Annotated in this window: 21 protein-coding genes; 10 read left to right on the top strand and 11 right to left on the bottom strand. The window is 64.7% G+C overall.

From position 1 onward, the window contains the following. Window positions 1–56: 56 nt before the first annotated feature. Window positions 57–965 (top strand): LysR substrate-binding domain-containing protein, encoded by a 909-nt coding sequence (locus LDJ84_RS07415; protein WP_038803779.1) that lies wholly within the window; start codon window positions 57–59, stop codon window positions 963–965. A 4-nt stretch (window positions 966–969) separates the two neighbouring features. Here the strand turns inward: LDJ84_RS07415 and LDJ84_RS07420 are convergent, their stop codons facing one another. The 5 genes from LDJ84_RS07420 to LDJ84_RS07440 form a co-directional block, all read right to left on the bottom strand. Then, window positions 970–1,578 (bottom strand): LysE family translocator, encoded by a 609-nt coding sequence (locus LDJ84_RS07420; protein WP_193452772.1) that lies wholly within the window; start codon window positions 1,576–1,578, stop codon window positions 970–972. Between the two features lie 52 nt (window positions 1,579–1,630). Beyond that, entirely contained in the window at window positions 1,631–2,467 is an 837-nt protein-coding gene (locus tag LDJ84_RS07425) for an AraC family transcriptional regulator (RefSeq protein WP_037011285.1), read from the bottom strand. Window positions 2,468–2,577: 110 nt separating this feature from the next. After that, complete coding sequence (locus tag LDJ84_RS07430; RefSeq protein WP_226046137.1) at window positions 2,578–4,188, bottom strand: FMN-binding glutamate synthase family protein; 1,611 nt, start codon at window positions 4,186–4,188, stop codon at window positions 2,578–2,580. A 329-nt stretch (window positions 4,189–4,517) separates the two neighbouring features. Next, window positions 4,518–5,897 carry an L-serine ammonia-lyase gene (locus LDJ84_RS07435; RefSeq protein ID WP_226046138.1) on the bottom strand — a complete coding sequence of 460 codons (1,380 nt, stop codon included), beginning with the start codon at window positions 5,895–5,897 and terminating at the stop codon, window positions 4,518–4,520. A 103-nt stretch (window positions 5,898–6,000) separates the two neighbouring features. Further along, on the bottom strand, window positions 6,001–6,780 hold the full coding sequence (locus LDJ84_RS07440) for a helix-turn-helix transcriptional regulator (RefSeq protein WP_084359633.1): 780 nt from the start codon (window positions 6,778–6,780) through the stop codon (window positions 6,001–6,003). Window positions 6,781–6,927: 147 nt separating this feature from the next. On the opposite strand from LDJ84_RS07440, the gene LDJ84_RS07445 reads away from it, so the two are divergent. The 3 genes from LDJ84_RS07445 (at window position 6,928) to LDJ84_RS07455 (ending at window position 9,938) form a co-directional block, all read left to right on the top strand. Then, on the top strand, window positions 6,928–7,749 hold the full coding sequence (locus tag LDJ84_RS07445; RefSeq protein ID WP_226046139.1) for a carbon-nitrogen hydrolase family protein: 822 nt from the start codon (window positions 6,928–6,930) through the stop codon (window positions 7,747–7,749). A 164-nt stretch (window positions 7,750–7,913) separates the two neighbouring features. Next, window positions 7,914–9,236, top strand: coding sequence for an APC family permease (locus tag LDJ84_RS07450; RefSeq protein ID WP_045209819.1), 1,323 nt, complete (start codon window positions 7,914–7,916; stop codon window positions 9,234–9,236). A 57-nt stretch (window positions 9,237–9,293) separates the two neighbouring features. Then, window positions 9,294–9,938 (top strand): glutathione S-transferase family protein, encoded by a 645-nt coding sequence (locus LDJ84_RS07455; RefSeq protein ID WP_024765377.1) that lies wholly within the window; start codon window positions 9,294–9,296, stop codon window positions 9,936–9,938. 252 nt (window positions 9,939–10,190) lie between these two features. On the opposite strand, the gene metR is transcribed toward LDJ84_RS07455, so the two are convergent. After that, complete coding sequence (gene metR / locus LDJ84_RS07460; protein ID WP_024765378.1) at window positions 10,191–11,111, bottom strand: transcriptional regulator MetR; 921 nt, start codon at window positions 11,109–11,111, stop codon at window positions 10,191–10,193. Between the two features lie 127 nt (window positions 11,112–11,238). Continuing rightward, window positions 11,239–11,682, bottom strand: a complete 444-nt coding sequence (locus LDJ84_RS07465) for a CopD family copper resistance protein (RefSeq protein WP_024765379.1) — start codon at window positions 11,680–11,682, stop codon at window positions 11,239–11,241. A gap of 193 nt (window positions 11,683–11,875) precedes the next feature. Between LDJ84_RS07465 and LDJ84_RS07470 the strand changes: the two genes are divergently transcribed. Continuing rightward, entirely contained in the window at window positions 11,876–12,871 is a 996-nt protein-coding gene (locus LDJ84_RS07470; RefSeq protein WP_024765380.1) for an alpha/beta fold hydrolase, read from the top strand. Window positions 12,872–12,974: 103 nt separating this feature from the next. Here LDJ84_RS07470 and LDJ84_RS07475 read toward each other — a convergent pair whose 3' ends face one another. Beyond that, complete coding sequence (locus LDJ84_RS07475; RefSeq protein WP_065083696.1) at window positions 12,975–13,889, bottom strand: LysR substrate-binding domain-containing protein; 915 nt, start codon at window positions 13,887–13,889, stop codon at window positions 12,975–12,977. 102 nt (window positions 13,890–13,991) lie between these two features. On the opposite strand from LDJ84_RS07475, the gene LDJ84_RS07480 reads away from it, so the two are divergent. From LDJ84_RS07480 to LDJ84_RS07500, 5 genes are all read left to right on the top strand, one after another. Then, window positions 13,992–15,077 carry a tartrate dehydrogenase gene (locus tag LDJ84_RS07480; RefSeq protein ID WP_065083697.1) on the top strand — a complete coding sequence of 362 codons (1,086 nt, stop codon included), beginning with the start codon at window positions 13,992–13,994 and terminating at the stop codon, window positions 15,075–15,077. A 244-nt stretch (window positions 15,078–15,321) separates the two neighbouring features. Next, a complete protein-coding gene (locus LDJ84_RS07485) occupies window positions 15,322–16,953 on the top strand; it encodes a BCCT family transporter (protein WP_318784716.1) in 1,632 nt (543 codons plus the stop codon). Between the two features lie 139 nt (window positions 16,954–17,092). Further along, window positions 17,093–18,214, top strand: coding sequence for an aromatic ring-hydroxylating oxygenase subunit alpha (locus LDJ84_RS07490; protein ID WP_226046140.1), 1,122 nt, complete (start codon window positions 17,093–17,095; stop codon window positions 18,212–18,214). Between the two features lie 179 nt (window positions 18,215–18,393). Next, window positions 18,394–19,353: a PDR/VanB family oxidoreductase gene (locus tag LDJ84_RS07495; RefSeq protein WP_065083698.1), complete on the top strand. Its 960-nt coding sequence runs from the start codon at window positions 18,394–18,396 to the stop codon at window positions 19,351–19,353. 160 nt (window positions 19,354–19,513) lie between these two features. Then, on the top strand, window positions 19,514–20,599 hold the full coding sequence (locus LDJ84_RS07500; RefSeq protein WP_024765386.1) for a helix-turn-helix domain-containing protein: 1,086 nt from the start codon (window positions 19,514–19,516) through the stop codon (window positions 20,597–20,599). Between the two features lies 1 nt (window position 20,600). On the opposite strand, the gene LDJ84_RS07505 is transcribed toward LDJ84_RS07500, so the two are convergent. The 3 genes from LDJ84_RS07505 to glpD all read right to left on the bottom strand — a co-directional run bounded on the left by LDJ84_RS07505 (window position 20,601) and on the right by glpD (window position 25,184). Then, window positions 20,601–20,927, bottom strand: a complete 327-nt coding sequence (locus tag LDJ84_RS07505; protein ID WP_169942803.1) for a GlpM family protein — start codon at window positions 20,925–20,927, stop codon at window positions 20,601–20,603. 111 nt (window positions 20,928–21,038) lie between these two features. Then, window positions 21,039–23,522, bottom strand: coding sequence for an autotransporter outer membrane beta-barrel domain-containing protein (locus LDJ84_RS07510; RefSeq protein ID WP_226046141.1), 2,484 nt, complete (start codon window positions 23,520–23,522; stop codon window positions 21,039–21,041). Between the two features lie 120 nt (window positions 23,523–23,642). Next, window positions 23,643–25,184, bottom strand: coding sequence for a glycerol-3-phosphate dehydrogenase (gene glpD / locus LDJ84_RS07515; RefSeq protein ID WP_024765389.1), 1,542 nt, complete (start codon window positions 25,182–25,184; stop codon window positions 23,643–23,645). Window position 25,185 lies beyond the last annotated feature (1 nt).

Consider the following 25,185-nt stretch of genomic DNA (forward strand, 5'->3'; position numbering starts at 1 on the left):
GTGCCGCGGAAGTCGCTAACGGGCATAACACTTGTGAAGGATTGGCACGAATGACGATGGACAGATTCAGCAGCTTGGCAATGTTCGTCGCCAGTGCCGAGACCGGCAGTTTCAGCCGTGCCGCCGAGCAACTGGGTAAGACCCCATCGGCGGTGACCAAGGCGGTCGGCCAGCTGGAAATCGATGTCGGCGCGCGGCTGTTCGAGCGCACCACGCGCAGCATGTCACTCACCGAGGCTGGCCAGCTCTACCTGGATGGTGCTCGCGAGGTGCTGGCGCGGATGCGCGAAACCACCGAGGAGATCGCCCAGTTGCAGCACAGCCTGCGGGGCGTGCTGCGCATCACCGGGCCGCTGATCGTCGGCCCGGTGTTCCTCGACCGGGCCTGTGCCGAATTCCTCGACCTGCACCCGGACGTGCGCTTGCAGGTGGACCTCTGCGATAGTTATGTCGATCTGCTCGACGGCCGCTACGACCTCGCCCTGCGCATGGGCAACAGCGACCTGCCAGGGCTGATAGCCCAGCCGCTGGCCGAAAGCCGCCTGGCGATGTGCGCCAGCCCCGCTTACCTTGAGCGGCGCGGTGCACCCAGCCATCCGAGCGAAATCATTGACCACGATTGCCTGGTCTACCGCCACCCGGCGCTGGACGACCGCTGGTGGTTCGACGTGGACGGCATGCGCTTTTCCACGCCGCGCAATGGCCGGTTGAGCAGCGACAACCAGGCCACCTTGCTGACCGCTTGCCTTGCCGGACACGGCCTGTTGCCGTGCCCGCGCTGGAGCGTGCTGGAATATCTGCGCAGCGGGCGGCTGGTGACGGTGCTGGATGACTACTTCTTCGAACCCGACACCTTCGGCGCGCAGATTCTCGCGGTCTACCCGAGCAACCGCCGGGCGACGCGCAAGATCCACGCATTCATCGAGCACCTGCGCGAGTACCTGCGGCGCGACGGCATTCTCTAGGTTGTTACAGCAATACCCCGGCCCAGGCCGAGACCAGCAGCAGGATTGCCATCAACTGGTTGAGCCGCTGCATCTGCCGGGGCGAGAGCAGGCGCTGGCTGCCGATACCCAGGCCGGCCCAGACCGCCATGCAGGGAATCGACACGAGGAAGAACAGCAGCGACAGCAGTTGCACGCGGTCCAATCGATCGGCGCCGTAGCCGGCGTATACGCTGATCACCGCCAGCGCCATCATCCAGGTCTTGGGGTTGACCAGCTGCAGCGCGGCAGCGCCTACCGCTCCCAGGCGCGCGGCGTCGGTATCGCGCTTCAGGTCTGCCGGCGGGCTGCGGAGGATCTGCCAGGCCAGCCAGCTCAGCCAGAGCACGCCGACTGCGCTCATCGCCTGTTGCACCCGTGGCAGGCTGGCCAGTACTTCGCCCAGCCCGCTGCCCACCGCCAGCACCAGCGCCGCTGCGGCGCCGCAGCCGCCAAGCATGATCGGTAACGCCGCACTCCAGCCGAAGCGCGCGCTGTTGCTGAACACCAGTAGGTTGGTGGGACCGGGCGTGATGGAGGCGACGAAAGCGAAGAGCAGGAAGGGCAGCCACTGGCTGAACTGGGCGAGGTGCATGGCGGGAACTCCAGTGAATCGGTGGGAGTTCATCATCGCCAGCGGGGCGGGCTCAGTCTGGAAGCTTTGAGCAGCGCTTGCGGTAGTACGCGGGCGTCACACCATAGGCGCGGCGGAACCAGCGGCCGAGGTGGCTCTGGTCGGCGAAGCCGAGGTCGGCGGCGATGTCCGCCGGGGCCAGGCCGCGGCCGAGCAACTGTCGGGCTCGTGCCAGGCGCAGTTGTATCAGGTAGGCATGGGGCGGCAGGCCGAAGGCCTGCTTGAACGCGCGGGTCAGGCGGAAGCGGTCGCAGCCGCTGGCCTGGGCCAGGTCGTCGAGGCCGATGTCGGCGGTCAGGTTGGCGTGCAGGAAGTCCCGCGCGCGCTGTGCCACCAGCGGCAGATGCGCCTGCCTGGTGCCGCGCTGGCGCCAGTGCAGGTGACGGGTCATGCCATCGAGCAGATCGTCGATGGCGCTCTGGCGGACGATCTTCAGGTCATGGCCATGCACGGCCTGGAAGGCGTTGTCGATGTGCCGGGCAAGCTGCGGGTCGTCGATCAGCAACTCGGGCACCGCCAATTGGCAATTGCCCGGTGCCTCCTCGAACAGCGTGGCGATCTCGCGCTCAAGCCAGGGGGCGTCGAGGTACAGGGTGCGATAGGTAAAGCCGCCCTCGGTGGGCGCGTCGCCGTCATGGATATCGCCGGGCTCGAGGAAGAACACCTTGCCGGTAGTGCTGACGTAGCGCTGGTTGCGGCTGCGGAACTGCTGCACGCCCGATTCGGTGAAGCCGATCAGGTAACTGTCGTGCCAGTGCGGGTCGTAGGCGTGGCCCTTGAAGTGCGCGCGCAGGCTCTGGATGCCGGTGTCGGCATCCTGCAGCAGGTCGATCCAGTTGTCTTTGTGCATGGGCCGCCTCCGTACCGCTTGCCCGGTCGGCCAGCATAGCGCGCGATGAGGCGATGTCTGGAAGATTCGTGCAGCCGTCGATCCGCCGGCTGCACGACTATCCGCCAGGATCAGCCAGGCATGGCGTCGAAACTGTCGCTACGCGCCATGCGCCAGATGCGCTCGTAGAACTCGCCCTCGATGTTGCCGGAGAGCAGTTCACCCGGCTTCAGGAAGTAATGCAGGTGCGAGAACAGGCGAATTTCGGTGGCCGAGACGCGGCGTACCAGATGCCGCGCTTCCAGCTCCGAGGGGTGGCGGATGCCGGCGGCGGCGATCATCTCGGCCAGGCCCTTGAGCGTGTTGCGGTGGAAGCTGTAGACGCGCTCGGCCTTGTCCGGCACCACCAGGGCGCGCTGGCGCAACGGGTCCTGGGTGGCGACGCCGGTGGGGCACTTGTTGGTGTGGCAGCTCTGGCTCTGGATGCAGCCAATGGCGAACATGAAGCCGCGCGCCGAGTTGGCCCAGTCGGCGCCCATGGCCAGCACGCTGGCGATGTCGAAGGCGCTGACGATCTTGCCGCTGGCGCCGATGCGAATCTTGTCGCGCAGGTCCAGGCCGACCAGCGTGTTGTGTACGAACAGCAGGCCCTCGCGCATCGGCAGGCCCATGTGGTCGGTGAACTCCAGGGGCGCAGCGCCGGTGCCGCCTTCCTTGCCGTCGACGACGATGAAGTCGGGGAGGATGCCGGTCTCATGCATGGCCTTGGCGATGCCCATGAATTCCCACGGGTGGCCGATGCACAGCTTGAAGCCTACCGGCTTGCCGCCGGAGAGTTCGCGCAGCTGGACGATGAAATCGAGCAGCCCCTTGGGCGTGCTGAAGGCGCTGTGCGAGGACGGCGAGATGCAATCCTTGCCCATGGGCACGCCGCGGGTGGCGGCGATTTCCTCGGTGACCTTGTGCTTGGGCAGGATGCCGCCGTGGCCAGGCTTGGCGCCCTGGCTGAGCTTGATCTCGATCATCTTCACCTGCGGGTCGACCGCCTGCTGGGCGAAGCGCTCGGGGCTGAAGGTGCCGTCGTCGTTGCGGCAGCCGAAGTAGCCGCTGCCCAGTTCCCAGGTCAGGTCGCCGCCGTATTCGCGGTGGTAGGGGCTGATGCTGCCCTCGCCGGTGTCATGGATGAAGCCGCCGAGCTTGGCGCCCTTGTTCAGCGCGCGGATGGCGTTGGCGCTGAGCGAACCGAAGCTCATCGCCGAGATGTTGAACACCGAGATGGAGTAGGGCTGCTTGCACGCCGGGCCACCGACGGTGACGCGGAAGGTACAGGGGGCGGCCACCGGCGCCGGGCGGATGGAATGGGCGATGAACTCGAAGCCGGATTGGTAGACGTCGATCAGGGTGCCGAAGGGTTTGTCGGCGGTCTCGTTCTTCGCCCGCGAGTACACCAGGGCGCGCTGGGCGCGGGAGAAGGGCAGGGCCTCCTGGTCGCCTTCGAGCAGGTACTGGCGGATTTCCGGGCGGATGGCTTCCACCAGGTAGCGGATGTTGCCCAGGATCGGGTAGTTGCGGCGCACCGCGTGGCGTTCCTGCAGCAGGTCGAAGACTCCGAGCACGCTCAGGGCGAGGGTGGTCAGGGTGAAGGGCCAGACCCAGTCATGCCCGAGGAAGGGCAGGCTGAGCACGGTGAACAGGACGCAGGCGGCAAAAAAGGCATAGCGGCTTAGGAGCGACAGGTTCATGGAATCTCCAGTCGTCAGGCTTTGATCACGGTCAGGTTGGCCGAAAGGGCCGCCACAGAGCATGGCAGGCATCGCGCGAACGTGCCTGGGCAAAGGTCAATGACACGGGCTTTCGGAGGTCTTTCTAGTTCTGGCGGGCACCGACGGTAGCCCGAAGCGGGGAAAAAAGAAAGCTAGCTAACGATTTTCTCCGGCGCTGAGAAAGCTTGTTTCGGGCGGTGCAAGAACGATGGCGTTTGCCCCTGGGCTGTTCGCGAGCAAGCTCGCTCTTGCGCGCGCCGGCGTCAGGCCGGCAGGAGCGAGCCCGCTCGTGAAGCGCATCCGCCGAACTAACAGGCGATCACATTCACCGCCAGCCCGCCCTTCGAGGTTTCCTTGTACTTGTCCATCATGTCGCGCCCGGTATCGCGCAATGTGTCGATGGCCTTGTCGAGGCTGACCAGGTGCTGGCCGTCGCCTCGCAGGGCGAGTTGGGCGGCGTTGATGGCTTTGAGCGAGGCCATGGCATTGCGCTCGATGCAGGGCACCTGGACCAGCCCGGCGACCGGATCGCAGGTCAACCCGAGGTTGTGCTCCAGGCCGATCTCGGCGGCGTTTTCCACCTGCTCCAGGCTGCCGCCGAGGACTTCCGCGAGACCGCCAGCGGCCATGGCGCAGGCTGAACCCACTTCGCCCTGGCAACCGACTTCAGCGCCGGAAATCGAAGCGTTGAGTTTGCACAGGATGCCGATGGCGGCGGCGGTGAGCAGGTAGCGCTCGATGCCTTCGGCGTTGGCGTCGGGGTCGTAGCGCGCGTAGTAGTGCAGCACCGCCGGGACTATGCCGGCCGCGCCATTGGTGGGGGCTGTCACGACGCGCCCGCCGGCGGCATTCTCCTCGTTCACCGCCAGCGCCCAAAGGTCCACCCAGTCCAGGGCACCCAGGGTGGTGGCGATCAGATTGCCGCTGTCCGCTTCGTTCAGCCGGCGATAGAGCATGGGCGCGCGGCGGCGCACCTTGAGGCCGCCGGGCAGTGTGCCTTCGGTTTCCAGACCACGGTTCACACAGCTCTGCATTTCCTCCCAGATATGCGCAAGGCCGGCGCGGATTTCCTCGTCGCTGCGTAGCGCGCGTTCATTGGCCCACATCAGGTCGCTGATGCGTCGGAAACCGTGCTCATGGCACAGGCGCAGCAGTTCCTCGGCGCTGTGGAAGGGGTAGGGCATCGGGTTGTCCGGCAGTGCGCGGTCGGTATTGAAGTCCGCCGCATCCACCACGAAGCCGCCGCCGACCGAGTAGCAGATGCGTTCGGCCAGCAGTTCGCCGTTTTCGTCCAGGGCGCGCAGGTGCAGACCATTGGGATGGGCGGGCAGGCTGTCGTCGTGGAAGACCAGTTGCCGCGCTGGATCGAAGTCGATTTCGTGCAGGCCGCCAAGACGCAAGCGATGACGCAGCAGGATGTCGTCCACCTGAGGGGCGAGGGCAGCGGGGTCGGCTTCCGCCGGGTCGATGCCGAGCAGGCCGATCAGGCAGGCGCGGTCGGTGGCGTGGCCCTTGCCGGTGGCGCTGAGGGAGCCGAAGAGATGCACCTCGATGGCCGTGGTTCGGGCCAGCAGGCCGTCGTTGCGCAGGCGGTCGACGAACTCGCGGGTGGCGCGCATCGGCCCAACGGTGTGCGAACTGGACGGCCCGACACCGGGTTTGAACATGTCGAAGACGCTGAGGGTCATGGGGATTCCTCCTGTCTTCCAGCATGGCCCCGTGTGGTCTTGAATGCTCACCGACCGCTCGACGGCTGCAGACTCCTGCAGAGGCGGTTGCTACTTCGGGGCTCTAGCCCTGCGCCTGCAGGAACAGCGAGAACAGCTCGGACTGCGACTTGATCCCCAGCTTGGCGTACATGTGCTTGCGGTGGACCTTCACCGTCTCGGCGGAGATCGCCAGCTTGCGGGCGATCTCCTTGCTGGAGCAGCCGCTGAGCATCAACCGGCCCACTTCCAGCTCGCGCGCGGTGAGCGGTGTTTCCATCTGCTGGGCGGTGGATTCCAGGCGGTTCTGCCAGCGTGGCGGCGGGGGCGCTTCCTGGACTTCGCGTTCGAAGGCCATGCGTTGGCGCATCAGGCCGGCGACCCAGGGGTGTACCAGGGCTAGCAGGGCGATCTGTTCCGGAGTGAAGCGGCCCTTGCTGCCCACCGAACAGCAGAGGGTGCGCTCGCCGTCGAGTTGCACGTTGATCTGCACTTCATCGGCCACCACGTTGAGGCTGAAGTAGCGCTGGTAGTAATCGGTCTGCTCGAACATCTCCGGCGCCACGTCGTCCAGGCGCAGCAGCGCGCTTCCGGGCGCCTCGCGGCTGGCGATGTAGAAGGGGTCGAGCAGGTAGAGGCCCTTGAGGTAGTCCTGGAACAGCGGATCGGGGCCGCCATCTTCGCCGGGGCATTCGGCGAACACCTGGGGCCTGCCATTGCTGAAAAGCAGCACGACCCAGCTGTCGAAGGGCACATACTGGCCCAGCAGGCGCACCAGCGAGGTCCAGAAGTTCGGCTTGTCCAGCGCTTCGATCAGCTGCCCGACCGAGCGGTGCCAGGCGATATCCTGAAGGGAAAGGCTCATGACTCTACCCCCGATGGGTTACCACGCGGGCGTAATTACCCGGTGATGGCACGCCCGGCATACTCGGTGGATGCCTTGAACCGGCGCGGTGCGCATTTTGACTGACAGCGTCCGGTCACCGCAAAGACAAGAATCCGAGGAAGCCCCATGAAAGTAGAACTCGTCCAACTCGCCGGTCGTGATGGCGATGTGGCCTGGAACCTGGCCCGCACCCTGGAGGCCATCCACGCCTGCGCCGACGACACCCGACTGGTGGTGTTCCCCGAGACCCAGCTGACCGGCTTCCCCACCGCGCAGAACATCGCCGCCATCGCCGAGCCGGTGGACGGCCCCAGCGTGCAGGCCGTGCAACGCGCCGCGCAGGAGAAGAACATCTCCGTCGCCGTGGGCTTCGCCGAAGCCGCTGACGATGGCCGCTTCTACAACACCACGTTGCTGATCACCCCCGAAGGCATCGCCATGAAGTACCGCAAGACGCACCTGTGGGCGTCGGACCGCGGCATCTTCACCCCCGGCGACCGCTACGCCACCTGCCTGTGGAACGGCATCCGCGTCGGCATCGTGATCTGCTTCGACATCGAATTCCCCGAATCCGCCCGCGCGCTGGGCCAACTGGGCGCTGAGCTGATCATCGTGACCAACGGCAACATGGACCCGTACGGCCCGACCCACCGCACCGCGATCATGGGCCGCGCCATGGAAAACCAGGCCTACGCCGTGATGGTCAACCGCGTCGGCGAAGGTGATGACGGCCTGGTTTTCGCCGGTGGCAGCGCCGTGGTCGACCCGTACGGCCAGCTGATAGTCGAGGCCGGCCGCGAAGAGTGCCGGCAGATCGTCGAGCTGGACTTCGAACGCCTGGCGCAGTCGCGCCGCGACTACAGCTACCTGGCCGAGCGGCGCTTCGTGCTGCCCGGCGAGCTGCGCGAGCACGACGGCGGTCTGCGCGAGCTGATCATTCCCGCCTGAGTTTTTCTTCCGGCACCGCTGTCGGGGTGCCGGGGCGCAGGGCTGCGCCGATCAAGCGAATCATCAAGAACGACGGGCGCCGCGAGCACCCGCGAGGCCTGCGGGTGAGTGCAGGTCGGCAACTTAAGTACTGCCATAACAAACACAACGCGGAGTAAGCAGTAATGGCTCGACTCAAACGAACCCTGTCGCTGGGTTCGGTGGTGCTGTTCGGCATCGCCTACATGACCCCGATCATCGTCCTTGGCACCTTCGGCATCCTTGCCGACGTCACCCGCGGCGTAGTGCCTTCGGCCTACCTCGTCGCTTCTGTCGCCATGCTCTTCACCGCGCTCAGCTACGGGCGCATGGCCGCCGCCTTCCCGGTTGCCGGCTCGGCATACACCTACGTGCGCAAGTCGATCAGCCCGAAACTGGGCTTCCTGGCCGGATGGGCTGTGTTGCTGGACTACCTGTTCCTGCCCATGGCCATCTGGCTGATCGGCGCGGCCTATCTGCATTCCGCCTTCCCGGCCGTGCCGCAAGCCTTGTGGGTACTGGCCTTCATCGGCGTAACCACCGCGATCAACGTGGTCGGCCTGCGCCTGGCGAAGAACATCAACGGCGTGTTGATGCTGGTGCAGTTCCTCGTGCTGATCGCTTTCGTTGGCCTGGCCATCCACTACATCACCGGGGACGGCAGCCGTCCGCTGTGGACCCTGGAGCCCTTCCTCAAGGAAGGCACCCAACTGCCGCTGATCATGGGTGGCGCTGCCATCGCCTGTTATTCGTTCCTGGGCTTTGACGCGGTCAGTACCCTGACCGAAGAAACCCACGAACCGCGCAAGACCATTCCGCGCGCCATCCTGCTGATCACCCTGATCGGCGGCGGCATCTTCATCGCCGCCAGTTATTTCGTACAGCTGGCGCACCCGTCGGTGGAGTTCCAGAACGCCGATTCCGCCGCCTATGAAATTGCCCGCAACATCGGTGGCGACCTGTTCGTCAGCTTCTTCCTGATCGGCCTGATCGTCGGCCAGTTCACCTCCGGCCTGTCGGCCCAGGCCAGCGCCTCGCGCCTGCTGTTCGCCATGGGCCGCGACGGCGTGCTGCCGCGGCCGTTCTTCGGGCGCATCAGCAAGCGCTTCGAAACCCCGGTGAACAGCATCGTGCTGTGCGGCGTGGTGGCCCTGCTGGCGCTGCACATGGACGTCACCACGTCCACCTCGTTCATCAACTTCGGCGCCTTCCTGGCCTTCAGCCTGGTGAACCTCTCGGTGATCTTCCATTACTACCTGAATGCCGAACGCCGCGGCCTGCGCGAGCTGGTGCTGTTCCTGCTGTTCCCGCTGATCGGCCTGCTCGCTGACCTGTGGCTGATGGTCAGCCTCGATCACCTGGCGATCTGGCTCGGCGCCACCTGGCTGGTGCTCGGCGTGATCTACCTCGCGGTGATCACCGGCGGCTTCCGCCAGCAACCGCCGGAGATGCATTTCGAGGAGGCGTGAGGCCCGCGCGGGGCTATGCTGGGGACTCCGAGCCGTGATGACCGAGGAGATCCCGCCATGCCCCGCCTCACTCTCTACCATTCGCCCCAGACACGCTCCAGCGGCACCCTGGTGCTGCTGGAGGAGCTGGGCGCCGAGTACGACCTCGAACTGATCAACATGAAGGCCGGCGAGCAGCGCAAACCGGCGTACCTGGCGATCAATCCGCTGGGCAAGGTGCCGGCGATCCGCATCGGCGAGTCACTGGTCACCGAGCAGGGTGCCATCTTCATCTACCTCGCCGACCTCTTCCCCCGCGCGAACCTCGCTCCTGCCCTCGACGATCCGCTGCGCGGCCCCTACCTGCGCTGGCTGGTGTTCTACGGCTCCAGCTTCGAGCCGGCCATCGTCGACCGCGCCCTCAAGCGCGATGCCGCACCGCAGGCCATGAGCCCTTATGGCGACTACGACAGCGTGATGCGCGCCCTCGCCGAACAGCTGGAAACCGGCCCTTACCTGCTGGGCAACCGCATGACCGCTGCCGATGTGCTGTGGGGCGCGGCCCTGCGCTGGACCATTGGCTTCGGCGTCGTGCCCAAGCTGCCGGTGTTCGAGCGTTACGTGGAACTGGTGACCTCGCGCCCGGCCTTCAAGCGGGTTTGGGAGCGGGATGTACAGTGGGCGGAGGAGCATGCCAGGGCGGCGGAAGCGAAGCCGTCGTGAGCGCTGGATGGAAATCGCGCGCGCTGGAAAGGTGATGCGCGATTTGAGGAGTTGGTCTCAAGTGAGGTGGGAGTATTCCTTTTCTCGTGTCGGAATATTTTCTCGCCTCCTCGATTGATCAATGATCACCCCAACGCCGCGCACCCCATCGCGTGGCGTCGGCAACTAAAGCTATTACAAGCCGCTCCTTGATTCATGTCCCCAAGGCCCTCCGCAAGGAGGGCCTTTTTTATGCGCGCGTTTCGGCCGTGCTCAGCCCTTGGCGGCGCTGACGCCTTCGAGGGTAGCGAAGGAAGTGTCCTTCGCGGTCAGCAGGAAATCGCGCATGAAGGGTGCGTCCAGCATGTCGGCGCGGATGGCGGCGAACAGGGTGCAATACAGGCCTTTTTCCCCCAAGCGCTTGGCGGTCACGTAGCCCCGCGAGCTGTACTCGTGCAGCGCCCAGTTGGGCAGGCTGCAGACGCCACGGCCGGAGGCCACCAGTTGCATCATCATCACCGTCAGCTCGGAGGTGCGGACCTGCGCTGGCTCGACGTCGGCCGGTTCGAGGAAGCGGGTGAAGATGTCCAGGCGATCGCGCTCGATGGGGTAGGTGATCAGCGTCAGGTTGGCCAGGTCTTCCGGAACGATGAAGGACTTGCCGGCCAGCGCGTGGTGGTTGTCCACCGCCAGCAGCGCTTCGTAGGTGAACAGCGGCACGTAGGTGATGCCGGCGATGTCCACCGGGTCGGAGGTCACCACCAGGTCCAGGTCGCCACGGGCCAATGCCGGCAGCGGGGCGAAGGAGAAGCCGGAGGCGAGGTCCAGCTCCACTTCCGGCCAGGCGTCGCGGAACTGGTCGATGGTCGGCATCAGCCACTGGAAGCAGCTGTGGCACTCGATGGCCATGTGCAGGCGGCCGGCGGTGCCGCCCGCCAGGCGCGCCAGGTCGCGTTCGGCGCCGCGCAGCTGCGGCAGCACGGCGTCGGCCAGTTGCAGCAGGCGCAGTCCGGCACTGGTGAAGCGCACTGGTTTGGTCTTGCGGATGAACAGCGACAGGCCCAGGCGTTCCTCCAGTTCCTTGAACTGGTGGGACAGGGCGGATTGCGTGAGGTGCAGGCGCTCGGCGGCCTCCACGAGGCTGTCGGCTTCGCGCAGGGCATGCAGGGTTTTCAGGTGACGGAGTTCAAGCATGGCGCGGCCTCGCCTCAGTATGAGGAAATCTTGATGAAAAGGCGGATAAATTGAACTGCCCTCATGATAAGCCGGCTGCTGGCGATTCACCAGCAGGGGGAGCCGGGCCCGACTCATCGGGCTGAGGTCACCAGCTCAGATAGAACATGCCCTTGGCCAGCAGGACGATCAGCACGACGTGGGCGAACACGCTGTAGTGGATGCGCCGGGAACGCTGGCCGGTCATGCGCCCGACACGCAATGAATACATGGCGAAGATGAAGTGGCCCAGGACACTGAGGGCCAGCAGCAGCTTGAGGCTGAGCAGGGTGGCGAAGGGCGATGCCAGCGGCTCGGCCAGCAGCGGCGCGTAACGCAGGTGCAGCATGCCCAGGCCGCTGCCGAACAGGGTCAGGATGACCCAGGGCATCACCCGGCGCAGGCGACGGCCGAGCGCGCCCTCGACCATTTTCATCGCCCGCGCCGGCACATGGCGGTGGATGCTCTCTAGGATGAGCACTTCGAAGAACACAGTGCCGACGAACAGGATCGCGGCGAACAGGTGCAGCACCAGCAGGATGGGGTAGGCCATGGCAGAGCTTCCGAGCGGGGGCTTCTATCTTCGCGACTGTTGGGGGCGGCCGCTCTTGACCCGCATCATGGGAAGGGCCGTCGGCGACCGCTCAGCGCCTTTCATCAAACTGTCACGGACCTGTGGCAGAGCGAGCGACGGAAATTCATCAGAATCGCTATTAACTGGGGTTTTGCGTTCCGGATTTTCATTCATGCGTGCTTTTCTACTGGCAGTCGTTCTTTTCTGCGGCTTGCCCTCCCTTGCTATTGCCGCCGATCGTTGCGATGCGCGGGTGCCGACCGAACTGGTCGACCTGGGCGACGTGCGCCTGGCCTACCAGAGCATCGGGCGTCCGCAGGACCCGACGCTGCTGCTGGTCATGGGCCTGGGTGGCCAGCTGATCCATTGGCCGGATGAGGTGGTCGAGGCGCTCTGCCAGCAGGGCTTCCGGGTGATCCGCTACGACAACCGCGATGTTGGCCTGTCTTCCTGGCGTGTTCCTACGCCCAGCGGCAACCTGACCTACGAAGTGATTCGCTATCGCCTTGGCCTGCCCGTGAGCGCGCCCTACAGCCTGACCGACATGGCCGGCGACGCACTGCACCTGCTGGACGCCCTGCACGTCGAACGCGCCCATGTGCTGGGCGCGAGCATGGGCGGGATGATCGCGCAGCATGTCGCCGACCTCGCGCCGGATCGCGTGATCAGCCTGACCCTGGTGATGACCAGCTCCGGCGCCGAAGGCCTGCCGGCGCCCAGCGAGTCGCTGCTGCGCCTGCTCGCCCGGCGCGAGGCCGCCAGCCGCGAACAGGCCATCGAACAGCAGGCCGACCTGCTGGCTGCCCTCGGCAGTCCGCAGGTTCACGACGACCGCCAGCAGTTGCTGCAGCAGGCGGCGCGCTCCTACGACCGCGCCTTCAACCCCGAAGGCGTGCAGCGGCAGATGCTGGCAATCCTCGCCGAGCCCAGCCGCGTGGAACTGCTCAACCGACTGAACGTGCCGACCCTGGTGGTCCACGGTACGGCCGATCCGCTGCTGCCGGTGATGCACGGCGTGCATGTGGCCGCGCACATTCGCGGCTCGGTGCTGAAGTTGATTCCGGGGATGGCGCACCGTTTCCAGGAAGACTTCAAGGAACCCTTGCTCGGCGCAGTGCTGCCGTACCTGCGCGAGCACCAGGGTGGCGGACACGTCGCCCAACTCTGAGGCTTTCGCAGGAGCGGACGTAGTCCGTGATCGATTTCCGACCACGCTGAGCCGGCCGGTTGCACATCGCGGCCGGAAACCGCTCCCACGCTCGCTGTGAGTTTCAGGGGGCGGGCAAGCTGTAGCGCTCGGCGAAATACTGCCGCAGGAACTCCACCGCCACCCGCACCTTGGCCGAGCTGGCCAGTGGGGCGGCGTAGACGGCCCAGATGTCCGCCGGCTGTTGGTATTCGGGCAGCACCTGCACCAGTCGGCCATCCTCCAGGCTGTCGTGCACGTCCCACCAGGAGCGCAGCAGGATGCCGCGCCCGTCGATGCACCACTGGTGCACCACCTCGCCGTGGTTGGACGACAGCGGCCCGGTGACCTTCACGCTTTCCTCGCCTTCCGGTCCCTGCAGGTGCCAGACGCCGAAGGGATGGTCGCGCTCCTTGATCACCAGGCAATCGTGCCCGGCCAGCTCGGCAAGGGTGCGCGGGGTGCCGCGGCGCTCCAGATAATCCGGCGCCGCACAGAGTACCCTGCGGTTGCGCGCCAGCGGGCGGGCGATGAGGTTCGGATCGATCTCGTTGCCGACCCGCACGTCCAGGTCGAAACCTTCGTCGATCAGGTCCACCAGGCGATCCTGCACATCCAGGCGGATATCCAGTTGCGGGTGGCGCGCGGCGAGTTCCGAAAGCGCGGGAGCGACGAAGCGCCGGCCCAGCCCCAGGCTGCTGGCGATGCGCAGCTGGCCGCTGGGCTCGCGGTGCAGGGCGCTGACGTCATCGCCCATGCGCTGCACGGCATCGAGGATGCGCAGCGCCCATTGATAGATGCGCTCACCATCTTCGCTCACCGAGACCCGCCGCGTGGTGCGGTGCAGCAGGCGCACGCCGAGGCCCTCCTCCAGCAGGCGGATACGCTTGCTGACGAAGGCGGCGGACATGCCCAGCTCGCTGGCGGCGCCGGCAAAGCTGGAGCGGCGTGCCACGTGGACGAAGACACGGAGATCTTCCAGGTTCGGCAGATTGTTCACAGTTCGTGTTTCAAGAATCTACGGTGGCAAGGATTATGTTTGTTTTTGCCACTTATAGCATGGCTGGCACTGCTTCCAACTTCACACCAGCGAGGGTGCCCCATGAGCAAGACATACAGAATCGCCGCCATTCCCGGAGACGGCATCGGCCAGGAAGTCCTTCCCGAAGGTCTGCGCGTAGTCCAGGCCGCTGCGCGCAAGCACGGACTGATGCTGGAGTTCGAGCACTTCGACTGGGCCAGCTGCGACTACTACCTGGAGCACGGCAAGATGATGCCGGACGACTGGTTCGAACAGCTGAAGGATTTCGACGCGCTGTTCTTCGGCGCCGTCGGCTGGCCGGACAAGGTACCGGACCATATCTCCCTGTGGGGCTCGCTGCTGAAGTTCCGCCGCGACTTCGACCAGTACGTGAACATCCGTCCGGTGCGCCTGTTCCCCGGCGTGCCTTGCCCGCTGGCCGGGAAGAAGCCCGGCGACATCGACTTCGTGGTGATCCGCGAGAACACCGAGGGTGAGTATTCGTCCCTGGGCGGGCGCATGTTCGAAGGCACCGAGAACGAGTTCGTGCTGCAGGAATCGGTGTTCACCCGTCGCGGCGTCGACCGCATCCTGAAATACGCCTTCGACCTGGCGCAGACCCGCGAACGCAAGCGCCTGACCTCGGCCACCAAGTCCAACGGCATGGCGGTGAGCATGCCCTATTGGGACGAGCGCACCGCGGCGATGGCCGCCGGCTATCCGGAGATCGCCTGGGACAAGCAGCACATCGATATCCTCTGCGCCCGTTTTGTCCTGCAGCCCGAGCGCTTCGACGTGGTAGTGGCCTCCAACCTGTTCGGCGACATCCTCTCCGACCTCGGCCCGGCCTGTGCCGGCACCATCGGCATCGCACCCTCGGCCAACCTCAACCCCGAGCGCAGATTCCCCTCGCTGTTCGAGCCCGTGCACGGTTCGGCGCCGGACATCTTCGGCCAGAACATCGCCAACCCCATCGCCATGATCTGGTCCGGGGCGCTGATGCTGGACTTCGTGGGCCAGGGCGATGCGCGCTACCGCGCGGCCCACGACGATATTCTCGCGGCCATCGAACAGGTCATCGCCCATGGATCGGTGACACGAGACATGGGCGGGCAGTTGTCGACCCAGACGGTGGGTGCGGCAATTGCTGAGATCGTTAGCAGATAAATCCTACATCTGCGGGGATTGCCCATGAAAAGCCCGTAGCTGAGCGGTTACGGGCGTCGTGGCAGGGCAGCATGAGTCGATGGGTAGCTCTTGCACCCTGCGGCGATTCATCGCAGACTGTTAACCATTAGATCGTTGTTAACCAGTGGTTTATTCGCGTTTGAGTCAACTGGTCCGACGATGCTTCATCCGCAGCCTGCGGCGGATGCGCAACAACAACAAAAAACGTCCCAGGAGACGCCTGATGTCCCCCTTGATGCCCCGCAAGACCCAGAAGGTCGATGTATTCCTGATATCCATGAGCCTGGTCGCGGTGCTCCTGACCGTGATCGGGCTCGCTGCGTTTCCGGCCCAGGCCGAGCAAGCCGCGAATCAGCTGTTCGAGGTTGCTACCCGCACCTTCGGCACCGCCGTGCAGCTGCTGATCTTCGGCAGCTCCCTGGCCGTGCTCTACATCGCCTGCAGCAAGTACGGCCACATCCGCTTCGGTAGCGGCAAACCGGAATATTCCACGGCCACCTGGGTATTCATGTTCATCTGCGCTGGCATGGGTTCCTCCACGCTCTACTGGGGCGTGATGGAGTGGGCCTACTACTACCAGACCCCCGGCCTGAACATCGTTCCGCAATCCCGTGAGGCGCTGGAGTACAGCGTCGGCTACTCCTTCTTCCACTGGGGCATCAGCGCCTGGTCGATCTACGCCCTGGCATCCCTGGCCATGGCCTACCACTTCCACGTGCGCAAGAAGAGCGGCCTGAACCTGGCTTCCATCGTCGAGGCCGTCACCGGCTTCAAGGCCACCGGTCCGGTGGGGCGCCTGGTGGACCTGATCTTCCTGCTGACCATGATGGGCGCACTCACCGTGTCCCTGGCGCTGACCGCCTCGACCCTGACCCGTGGCCTGTCCGGGCTGGTGGGCACGCCGGATACCTTCACCGTACAGGTACTGGTGATCGGTGTGATCGCCGTGCTGTTCTCCCTGAGCTCCTACATCGGCATCGATGGCGGCCTGCAGAAACTGAGCAAGATCGTCTGCTACGGCGCGCTGGTGTTTGCCGCGGTGGTGCTGCTGGTCGGTCCGACCCAGTTCACCATCAATAACACCGCCAACGGCATCGGCCTGATGATCCAGAACTACGTGCACATGAGCCTGTTCACCGACCCGGCCGGCGATGGCGCCTTCACTCGCAACTGGACGGTGTTCTACTGGCTCTGGTGGGTGTCCTACGCCCCTGGCGTGGCCATGTTCGTGACCCGCGTATCGCGCGGCCGGCAGATGCGCGAAGTGGTATTCGCCCTGCTGCTGGGCGGCAGCTTCGGTTGCTGGTTCTTCTTCGGTGCGCTGGAAAGTTACAGCATGCACCAGTTCATCACCGGTGCCGTCGATGTGCCGAAGATCCTCACCGAGCAGGGGGGAGAAAGCGCCGTAGAGGCGCTGCTGCTGGCGCTGCCGTGGGGCAAGCTGTTCCTCGCCGTGTACCTGTTCATCATGGCCGTGTTCTGCGCCTCGCACATGGATGCCGCGGCTTACGCCGTGGCCGCCACAAGCACCCGCAACCTGCAGGAAGGCGATGATCCGACGCCGACCCACCGCCTGTTCTGGGCCGTCACCCTGACCCTGGTGCCGCTGGCCATGCTGTTCGCCAAGGCCTCGCTGTCGACGATGAAGACCGCCGTGGTGCTCACCGCGATTCCGTTCACCCTGATCCTGCTGGTCAAGGTCTATGGCTTCTTCAAGTGGATGCTGGCGGACTATGGCTCGATGCCGGCCTACCGCATCGAGGAGGAGGCCGCGGCGATGGCGCTGGCAGGCGAGGCCGTAGTCGAGCCCCCGATTTTCGCCGAACCCGTACGGGAAGTGGCCCTGGCCCAGTGATTTCCTGCGTGGCGTCGCCAGCCCGGGCGACGCCACCCGCAGGCTTTTTTTTGCCTGCGCTGTTAACCAACGGGTTGCAGTAAACCAAAAACAAATGGACCGCGCCCTGCGCGAGTCGATGAAAGCCTGGAGATATCCGATGACCGACTTCGAACGCCTGCCCGCCGATTTTTGCAGCGACCACGAGCGCGCCTACACCATTCCGGCGAACTTCTACACCAGCGATGCCGTATTCGAGCATGAGAAGGAAAAGATCTTCGCCCACAGCTGGATCTGCCTGGGCCATCGCAGCGAAGTGGCCGAGAAGAATGCCTATATCGTCCGCGAGGTGATCGGCGAGAGCATCATCGTCGTGCGCGGCCGCGACGACGTGCTGCGCGCCTTCTACAACGTCTGCCCGCACCGTGGTCACCAACTGCTCGAAGGCACTGGCGGCATTGCCAAGAACGTCATCGCGTGCCCCTACCACGCCTGGACTTTCAAGCTCGACGGCGAGCTGACCCACGTTCGCAACTGCGACCAGGTCGAGGCCTTCGACAAGGGCGACTACAGCCTGGTGCAACTGAGCGTCGAGGAATACGCCGGCTTCATTTTCATCAATATGGACCCGAACGCCGGCAGCGTGGAAGACCAACTGCCCGGCCTGCAAGCCAAGATGCGCGCTGCCTGCGCCGTGATCGACGATCTGCACTTGGCCGCGCGCTTCGTCAGCCAGACCCCGGCGAACTGGAAATCCATCGTCGACAACTACATGGAGTGCTACCACTGCGGCCCGGCCCACCCGAGCTTTGCCGACTCGGTGGACGTCGGCCAGTACGTCCACACCCTGCACGGCAACTGGACCCTGCAGTACGGCGTCGCCAAGTCCTCGGAGCAGTCCTTCAAGGTCGACGAGTCGGTGAGCGATCCGTCCTTCTCCGGCTTCTGGGCCTGGCCGTGCACCATGTTCAACGTGCCGCCGGGCGCCAACTTCATGACCGTGATCTACGAGTTCCCGGTCGACGCCGAAACCACACTGCAGCACTACGACATCTACTTCCTCAACAAGGACATCACCGAGGAGCAGCAGAAGCTCATCGACTGGTACCGCGAAGTGTTCCGGCCGGAAGACCTGCGTCTGGTGGAAAGCGTGCAGAAGGGCCTGAAGTCCCGCGGCTACCGCGGCCAGGGCCGGATCATGGTGGATAAGCAGCGCACGGGTATCAGCGAGCACGGCATCGCCCACTTCCACAACCTGATCGCCGTGTCGCACCTGGACTGATCCGGCGCGCCGCCTGTGGGCGGCACTTGCGTGAGGCCTTGCATCGACGAAGTCGGCGCAGGGCACCCGCCCCGCAGGCAGCGGGGCGGCATTCCCAAGAAAACAGCTCTCTTCCACCACCGCTCGGGGAGCCGGAAGAGAGGCGGGTGGCGCGGCCACCCGGTCAGTTGAGGTGAACCATGGCCAATACCTACGAGATGTTCAGCGTGCGCGTGACTGCCGTGGAGCAGGCAACCCCGCAGATCAAGCGCTTCACCCTGGCGCGAGCCGACGGCCAGCCAATGCCGGCCTTCAGCGGCGGCAGCCACGTGATCGTGAAGATGGCCGACGGCCTGAGCAACGCCTATTCGCTGATGAGCGATCCGCGCGACCTCAGTCACTACCAGATCGGCGTTCGACGGGAAGAGCAATCCAAGGGCGGGTCGGCCTTCATGCACCAGCAGGTCGAAGTCGGCACCCAGTTGACGATCTCCACCCCGAACAACCTTTTCGCCCTCGATCCCAAGGCCGGGCGTCACGTATTGATCGCGGGTGGTATCGGCATCACGCCATTCCTTTCCCAGTTGCATGAACTGGAAGGCGGCGCTGTCCCGTACGAGTTGCATTACGCCTTCCGCAGCCAGGAGCATGGCGCCTTCCAGGGCGAACTGGCAGACGGTCCGCATGCCGGAAATGTGCGTTTCTATGTGGACAGCGAGGATCGCCGACTCGATCTGGCCGCTTTGTTCGCCTCCCTGGCGGCGAACGACCACGTCTATGTCTGCGGGCCCAAGCCACTGATCGATGCCGTCATCGATGGCGCGAGGAAGGCTGGAATCGCTGACGCGCGCGTGCACTTCGAACAGTTTGCGGCCGCTCCCGCCAGCGGTGGCGCCTTCACCCTGGTACTGGGCCGCTCCGGCCGTGAACTGCGGGTGGAGGAGGGCATGACCATCATCCAGGCCATCGAGAACGTCAAGGCCGCCCAGGTGGACTGCCTGTGCCGCGAGGGTGTCTGCGGAACCTGCGAGACGCGCATCCTCGAAGGCGAGGTGGAGCATTTCGACCAGTACCTGTCGGACGAGGAAAAGGCGTCGCAACAGACCCTGATGCTCTGCGTCTCCCGCGCTCGCGGGGAGCGGTTGGTGATCGACCTGTAGCTTCCTGGCCTTGATCCAGGAGCGAGCTTGCTCGCGAACCCACTGCGCGGCGGGGTGTGTTCGCGAGCAAGCTCGTTCCTGCACGTCCAGTGCTGTCATCCACCGGTTTACAGCTGTGTATACTGCGGTCCTCGATTACCTCCAGGAAACCGCGCTACCCATGATGGAAAACAGCTTCGCCTTCCGTCTCAAGGAACTGCTCGAACACCACAAGCTGACGTTGCAGGCAGTGGGTTCGGCCCTGGGTATTTCGCGCACGGCGGTGCACAAGTGGACCAAGGGCGGCGAGATCGACTACGACAACCTGCGTCGGCTGGCAGACTTTCTCAAGGTCAATTGGCTCTGGCTGCGCTACGGCGAGGAGGCCTTGCGCAGCGTGCAGGATGCCGAGCCGATCGAGCTGCCGATGACCGACCTGCGCCGTCGCTACACCGCCGAGATCATGGAGAGCGAGACGCGGATGAAGCTGGCCCAGGAGGGCGCGCGGATCGTCACCTGGGAATGGAACCTGATCAGCGACGAAGTGACCTATTCGCCGAACGTCGAAGCGGTCTACGGCTGGCATGTCAGCTCCAACCAGACGTTCTGGAGCCACCTCCCGGCGGAGGACGTGGCCACCATGCAGGCGATGTATGAGCGTGCTGCTGCCGAGGGCAAGGGCTGCGAGTGCGATTTCCGCATTCTCCAGCCCGACGGCAGCCTGCGCTGGATCGCCTCGCGCGCCACGGTGGTCAACGATGCCGTCGGCCGACCACTGAAGATGGTCGGCATCAGCATGGACAACACCGAGCGCATGGCCACCGAGGAACGACTGCGCAACAGCGAGGAGCGTTTCCGGGCGATCTTCGAGCTGACCTGGGGCGCACTGGCCTACATTGGGCTGGACGGCAGCTGGCAGCGGGTGAATGGCAGCCTTTGCGAGTTGCTCGGTTATCGCCCCGAGGAGCTGTACGCCATCACCTTCCAGGATATTACCCACCCCGATGACCTGGCGACCAATCTGGAGCTCCTGCGTCAATTGCTGGCCGGTCATTTCGATCGCTACGTGGTCGAGAAACGCTTGCGCCGCCGCGACGGAGACTATGTCTGGGTGCGCGTGCGCACCTCGCTGCAGCGTCGCGCACAGGACGGGGTGCCCGATCACCTGATCAGCGTGTTCGAGGACATCCGTGCCGAACGCGCCGAGCGTGATCGCCTGCAGGCACGAATCAGCGAATTGGAAGCGCAGCTGGCGGCGCGCGCCTGACTCAGTGCAGGCGCACCCAGACGAACACCAGCAGCGAAGCTGCTACCAGCCAGGCCAGCGCGGCCATCGCCAGCGACAGCTCCAGGCGCATGCGATCCACCATCAGGTAGAGCGCGGCCAGGTAGACGAAGTAGGGAATGATCGACCACATGCCGAACAGGATGGTGGTCTTCAGGTCGTCCAGCGAACGGCTCTTGCCGACGATGTAGTGGGCGATCAGGGCGAAGGTGGGGAACAGCGGCACCAGGCCGGCGATGTAGTAATTGCGCGTCTTCGACAGCGCGGCGAGGATCAGCACCACGCCGGCGCCGAGGGCTGCCTTGAGGATCAGGTCCACGTCTTTCTCTATGCGGCGACGCCACCGGGGCGGTGGCGTCGCGTAGTATGCCTCATGGGGCAGTGTGGATATCTCGTTCTGTGGCTGGGAAGTCAACGGACCTCAGAAGTCATATCGCAGGCGCGCCTCCAGGTTACGGCCGTTGAAGTCTTTGCTGCCTTCGTAGCGATAGCCGCCTCCCAGGCTCACCGCACCCAGGCGATAGTCGAGCCCCAGGGCAGCTTCATAGCTATCGCGAGACAGGCGTACACCTGTGGTTTCGAAGTCGCCTCCGCCGATCAGGAAGCTACTGGTGGTGGACGTGCGGTCACCAATCAGGTCGTGCCAGGCCATGAGCGACGCCTCCGGTACCAATTGGCCTTTCCCAGCAGGCAGCGCGCCAGCTACTCGCAAGCCGGCGCCGAGTTCGCCGCGCTCGTAGCGTTGGCTATTGACGTGAAGCGCCGCGCTGGAGCCACTCTCGTCGTAGTTGTCCAGTCGGACATTGCTGTAGCGCGCTCCCACTCGCGGCTCAAGAACTAGCCCGTGGGCCAAGGCAAAATCATACCCGGCCAGAAGGCTCATTCCGGCCAGTTTTCCGTGATAATTACCCTTGGCGCGGGTATCGGCGATGTAACGCTTGCTGTGGTTTTCGCTCCAGCCATAGGAGAGGTTGGCGTCGACGAAGTACCCGCCCTGCTGGTAGCTGCCATAGAGTGTTAGTGCGTTGCCGTCGATGTCGGTCTTGTTGCCGTTGTGGCTCTTGACGTTCCCGTCCATGTAGCCATATGCCAGTCCGGCAATCAGGCCAGGGGCCAGGACGGCGTCCGCCCCTGCGGCAATGCCGCTCGCGTTCATATCGAAGCCAGTGATGTCCTGGCGCCTGCCCTGGCTGCCGTGGCCGTCAAGCCCCTGAACCCAGACTCCACCCTTATCAAGGTTGTCGGGGAGTTGACGCAATGCCATACCACGCTGGCGGACGGCGTTTTCCATTTGCCGCTGCTGGGAGATGGCCGCTGCATTGGCCCCTCCATTCACCTCGGGATAGAGTGACTCGGCAAACTTGGCGATCTGCCCGGCGTCCGCGTTTGCAATCTGCTCGAAGATTGGGTCGGTGGGCAGAAGTTTGTCTATCTGACCGGAGAGCTCGCCAATGGCAGTCTGCGCATCCACGCTGGCGCCCTCCTCGGCGACTATCTGGCCGGCCTCTTCGCCGGTGATGGCTCGCAGGTTGGCGACCAGGGTGTTGCCTTCGAACTCATGGCTATTGACCGTCAGTAGCGCGGAAGTACTGGCGACTGACAGCTCACTGGCGGAGATGGGAACCTCTACCGATTCCTGGCCCAACTGGTACCAGCGGCTGGCGCTGATCAATTGATATCGCTGGTCGCCCTGGGTGCTGAAGTCGTTGGGTTTGGGTGTGAGCAGAATTCTGCTGCCCGGATCCACCTCCGCCTCGCCGGTAACCTTCAGAATCGGCCGGTTCTGCTCGGTGGCGCGGCTCAGCGTCAGCTCCATTTCGCTGCCGATCAGCTCCAGGTTGCCTTCCAGCACGGTGTGGGGCCGTAGCAGTGTCAGGCGGCCGCCGCCCAGTTCGAGGTAGCGGGTCTGGATCAGCGCGGAGTCCATGGCCACGTTGCCATCCACCTCGGTGACCCACATGTTAAGGATATCGCCTTTCACTGCACCGCCATCGAAACTCGCAAGAGTGCCGCTGCTGGCTGTTGAGTCCGGCGAGAAGTTGCCTAACAGGGCGATCTGCCCTCCCGCGGTCAGACCATCCTCCTGTGTGTAGTAGATGCTGGTCTGGGAAAGATCGACAGCAGTACCGTCCGCCTGAATCAGGCCGGCGTTCTCGACCCCCAATCCTGATTCCACTTTCAGGGCAATCGAGCCTTGGCCCTTGGCGCTGATGGTGCCCCTGTTGTAGAGGACATCGTCTGACGTGTTGAGGAGCTTGTTGCCTTGGCCGAACAGCATTGCGACGCTGCGCGCGCCATCGGCGCTGATGGTGCCGCTGTTGCTGAAGGAGTAGAGCTTGCTGTTCTCGATGACCAGGTTCTGGAAATCATCCCCTTGGGAGTGGATGACTCCGCTGTTTTCGAAGCCGCCTCCCAGTGTCGACTGATCGATCAGCAGGTTGTAGTTGTCGAGGGTGGGGGAGAGGGCGCCCAACGTGTTGCTCTGGCTGATCGTACCCTGGTTGCTGAACTTGCCGCTGATGTTGGCCTTCCCCACATAGACGGTGGCATCGGCGATGTTGCTGGCTTGTAGCGATCCCGCCTGGACGAAGTCGCCCTGGATGCTGGCTGGTGAGCTGTTTCGTGACTGGAGGTAGAGCGCGCCATTGCCACTGATGGTCCCGGCGGTCGGGCCGCTCACCGTCACTGTGGCGTGATTGTTCAGACCGCCCTGAAAGGTGCCGGTGGCAGATATCCAGGCGGTGAGCAGCGGCTCGGTGGTGTGAGCCTCGCCAACCAGGTCGATCGAATTGGTATAGGTATCTGCCAACTGCAACGGATTGCCGATGACGGAAAGGCTCTCGGCGCACGCCTGGTCGGCCATGATTGAAGCAATAACGATAGCGAGACGGTGTCGGGTCAACATGTAACCTCCTGATTGTTGGGGCTATCCCTGGAAAAGGCAGGAGGCTACGGCGATTCAGGTGGGGGAAATATCAGTTGCGTCCGAAAACGTTGTAGTTAACGGGTGATCGTTGGCGTCGCCTTATGCAATAGACGCACTCGGCAGAGCAGGGCTTTCGGGTGTCAGATAGCGCTGCAGTTGGTGTTGCTGTTGAGCATTGAGAAACAGCCCGAGCTTGGTGCGGCGCCAGAGGATGTCGTCGGCGTCGCGGGCCCATTCCTCGCGGACCAGGTATTCCACTTCCCGCGCATAGAGCCCGGCGCCCAGGTGTTCGCCCAGTTCGCTGAGGTTGTGCGCGCCGTCGAGCAGCTTCCAGATGCGGCTGCCGTAGGTGCTGGCCCAGCGCCGGGCGAGGGCCGGGTCGAGCTGGCGCAGGCGCTCCATGAGCTGGATGGCCAGGTCTTCCACGGTGGTCATGGCTTCGCCGCCGGGCAGCGGGGAACTGGCGGTCCAGCTCGCTTTCATCACGCCGGCGAAGTGCGGCGCCAACTGCTCCAGTGCGGCCTCGGCGAGCTTGCGGTAAGTAGTCAGCTTGCCGCCGAAGACCGACAGCAGCGGCGCTTCGCCAGGGGTGTTGTCCAGCGCCAGGGTGTAGTCGCGGGTGACCGCGGACGGATCGTCGGACTCGTCGTCGCACAACGGGCGCACGCCGGAGAAGCTGCGCAGGATGTCCTGTCGGCTCAACTGGCGCTTGAAATGCGCGTTGACCACATTGAGCAGGTAGTCGGTCTCGGCTTCGCTGATGCTGATCTGCGCCGGGTCGCCCTGGTATTCGCGGTCGGTGGTGCCGATCAGGGTGAACTGGCGCAGGTAGGGGATCGCGAAGACGATGCGCCGATCCTCGTTCTGCAGGATGTATGCGTGCTCGCCGTCGTAAAGGCGCGGCACGATCAGGTGGCTGCCTTGGATCAGACGGATGCCGTAGGGCGGTTTCTGGCGCAGTTCCTCGCGCAGGAAGCGGTCGACCCAGGGGCCGGCGGCGTTGACCAGCGCGCGGGCGCGGATCGAGTAGAGGCTGCCGTCGCGGCGTTCCAGGTGCAGGTGCCACAAACCCTTGCTGCGCCGCGCGCTGACGCAGCGGGTGTGCGGGTGGATATGCGCGCCGTTCTCGCGTGCGGCCATGGCGTTGAGTACCACCAGGCGGGCGTCGTCCACCGAGCAGTCGGAATATTCGAATCCGCGGGTGATCTCGGCCTTGAGCGGACTGTCGATGCCGAAGCGTACGCCACGGGATGCCGGCAGCTTCTCGCGCTTGCCCAGGTGGTCGTAGAGGAACAGGCCGGCACGGATCATCCAGGCCGGGCGCAGGTGCGGGCGGTGCGGTAGCACGAAGCGCAGCGGATGGACGATGTGCGGAGCCTTGGCCAGCAGTACCTCGCGCTCGGCGAGGGCTTCGCGGACCAGGCGGAATTCGTGGTGTTCCAGGTAGCGCAGGCCGCCGTGGATCAGCTTGCTGCTGGCGGAGGAGGTGTGGGCGGCGAGGTCATGCTGTTCGCAAAGGAACACCGACATCCCGCGCCCGGCGGCGTCCGCCGCGATCCCCGCGCCATTGATGCCGCCGCCGACGACGGCCAGGTCATAGACTTCGGCAAGGGGCGCGTGGCGCGAGCGGGTGGAATTCATG

This window comes from Pseudomonas sp. HS-18 (assembly GCF_020401845.1).
Lineage (GTDB): Bacteria > Pseudomonadota > Gammaproteobacteria > Pseudomonadales > Pseudomonadaceae > Pseudomonas > Pseudomonas nitroreducens.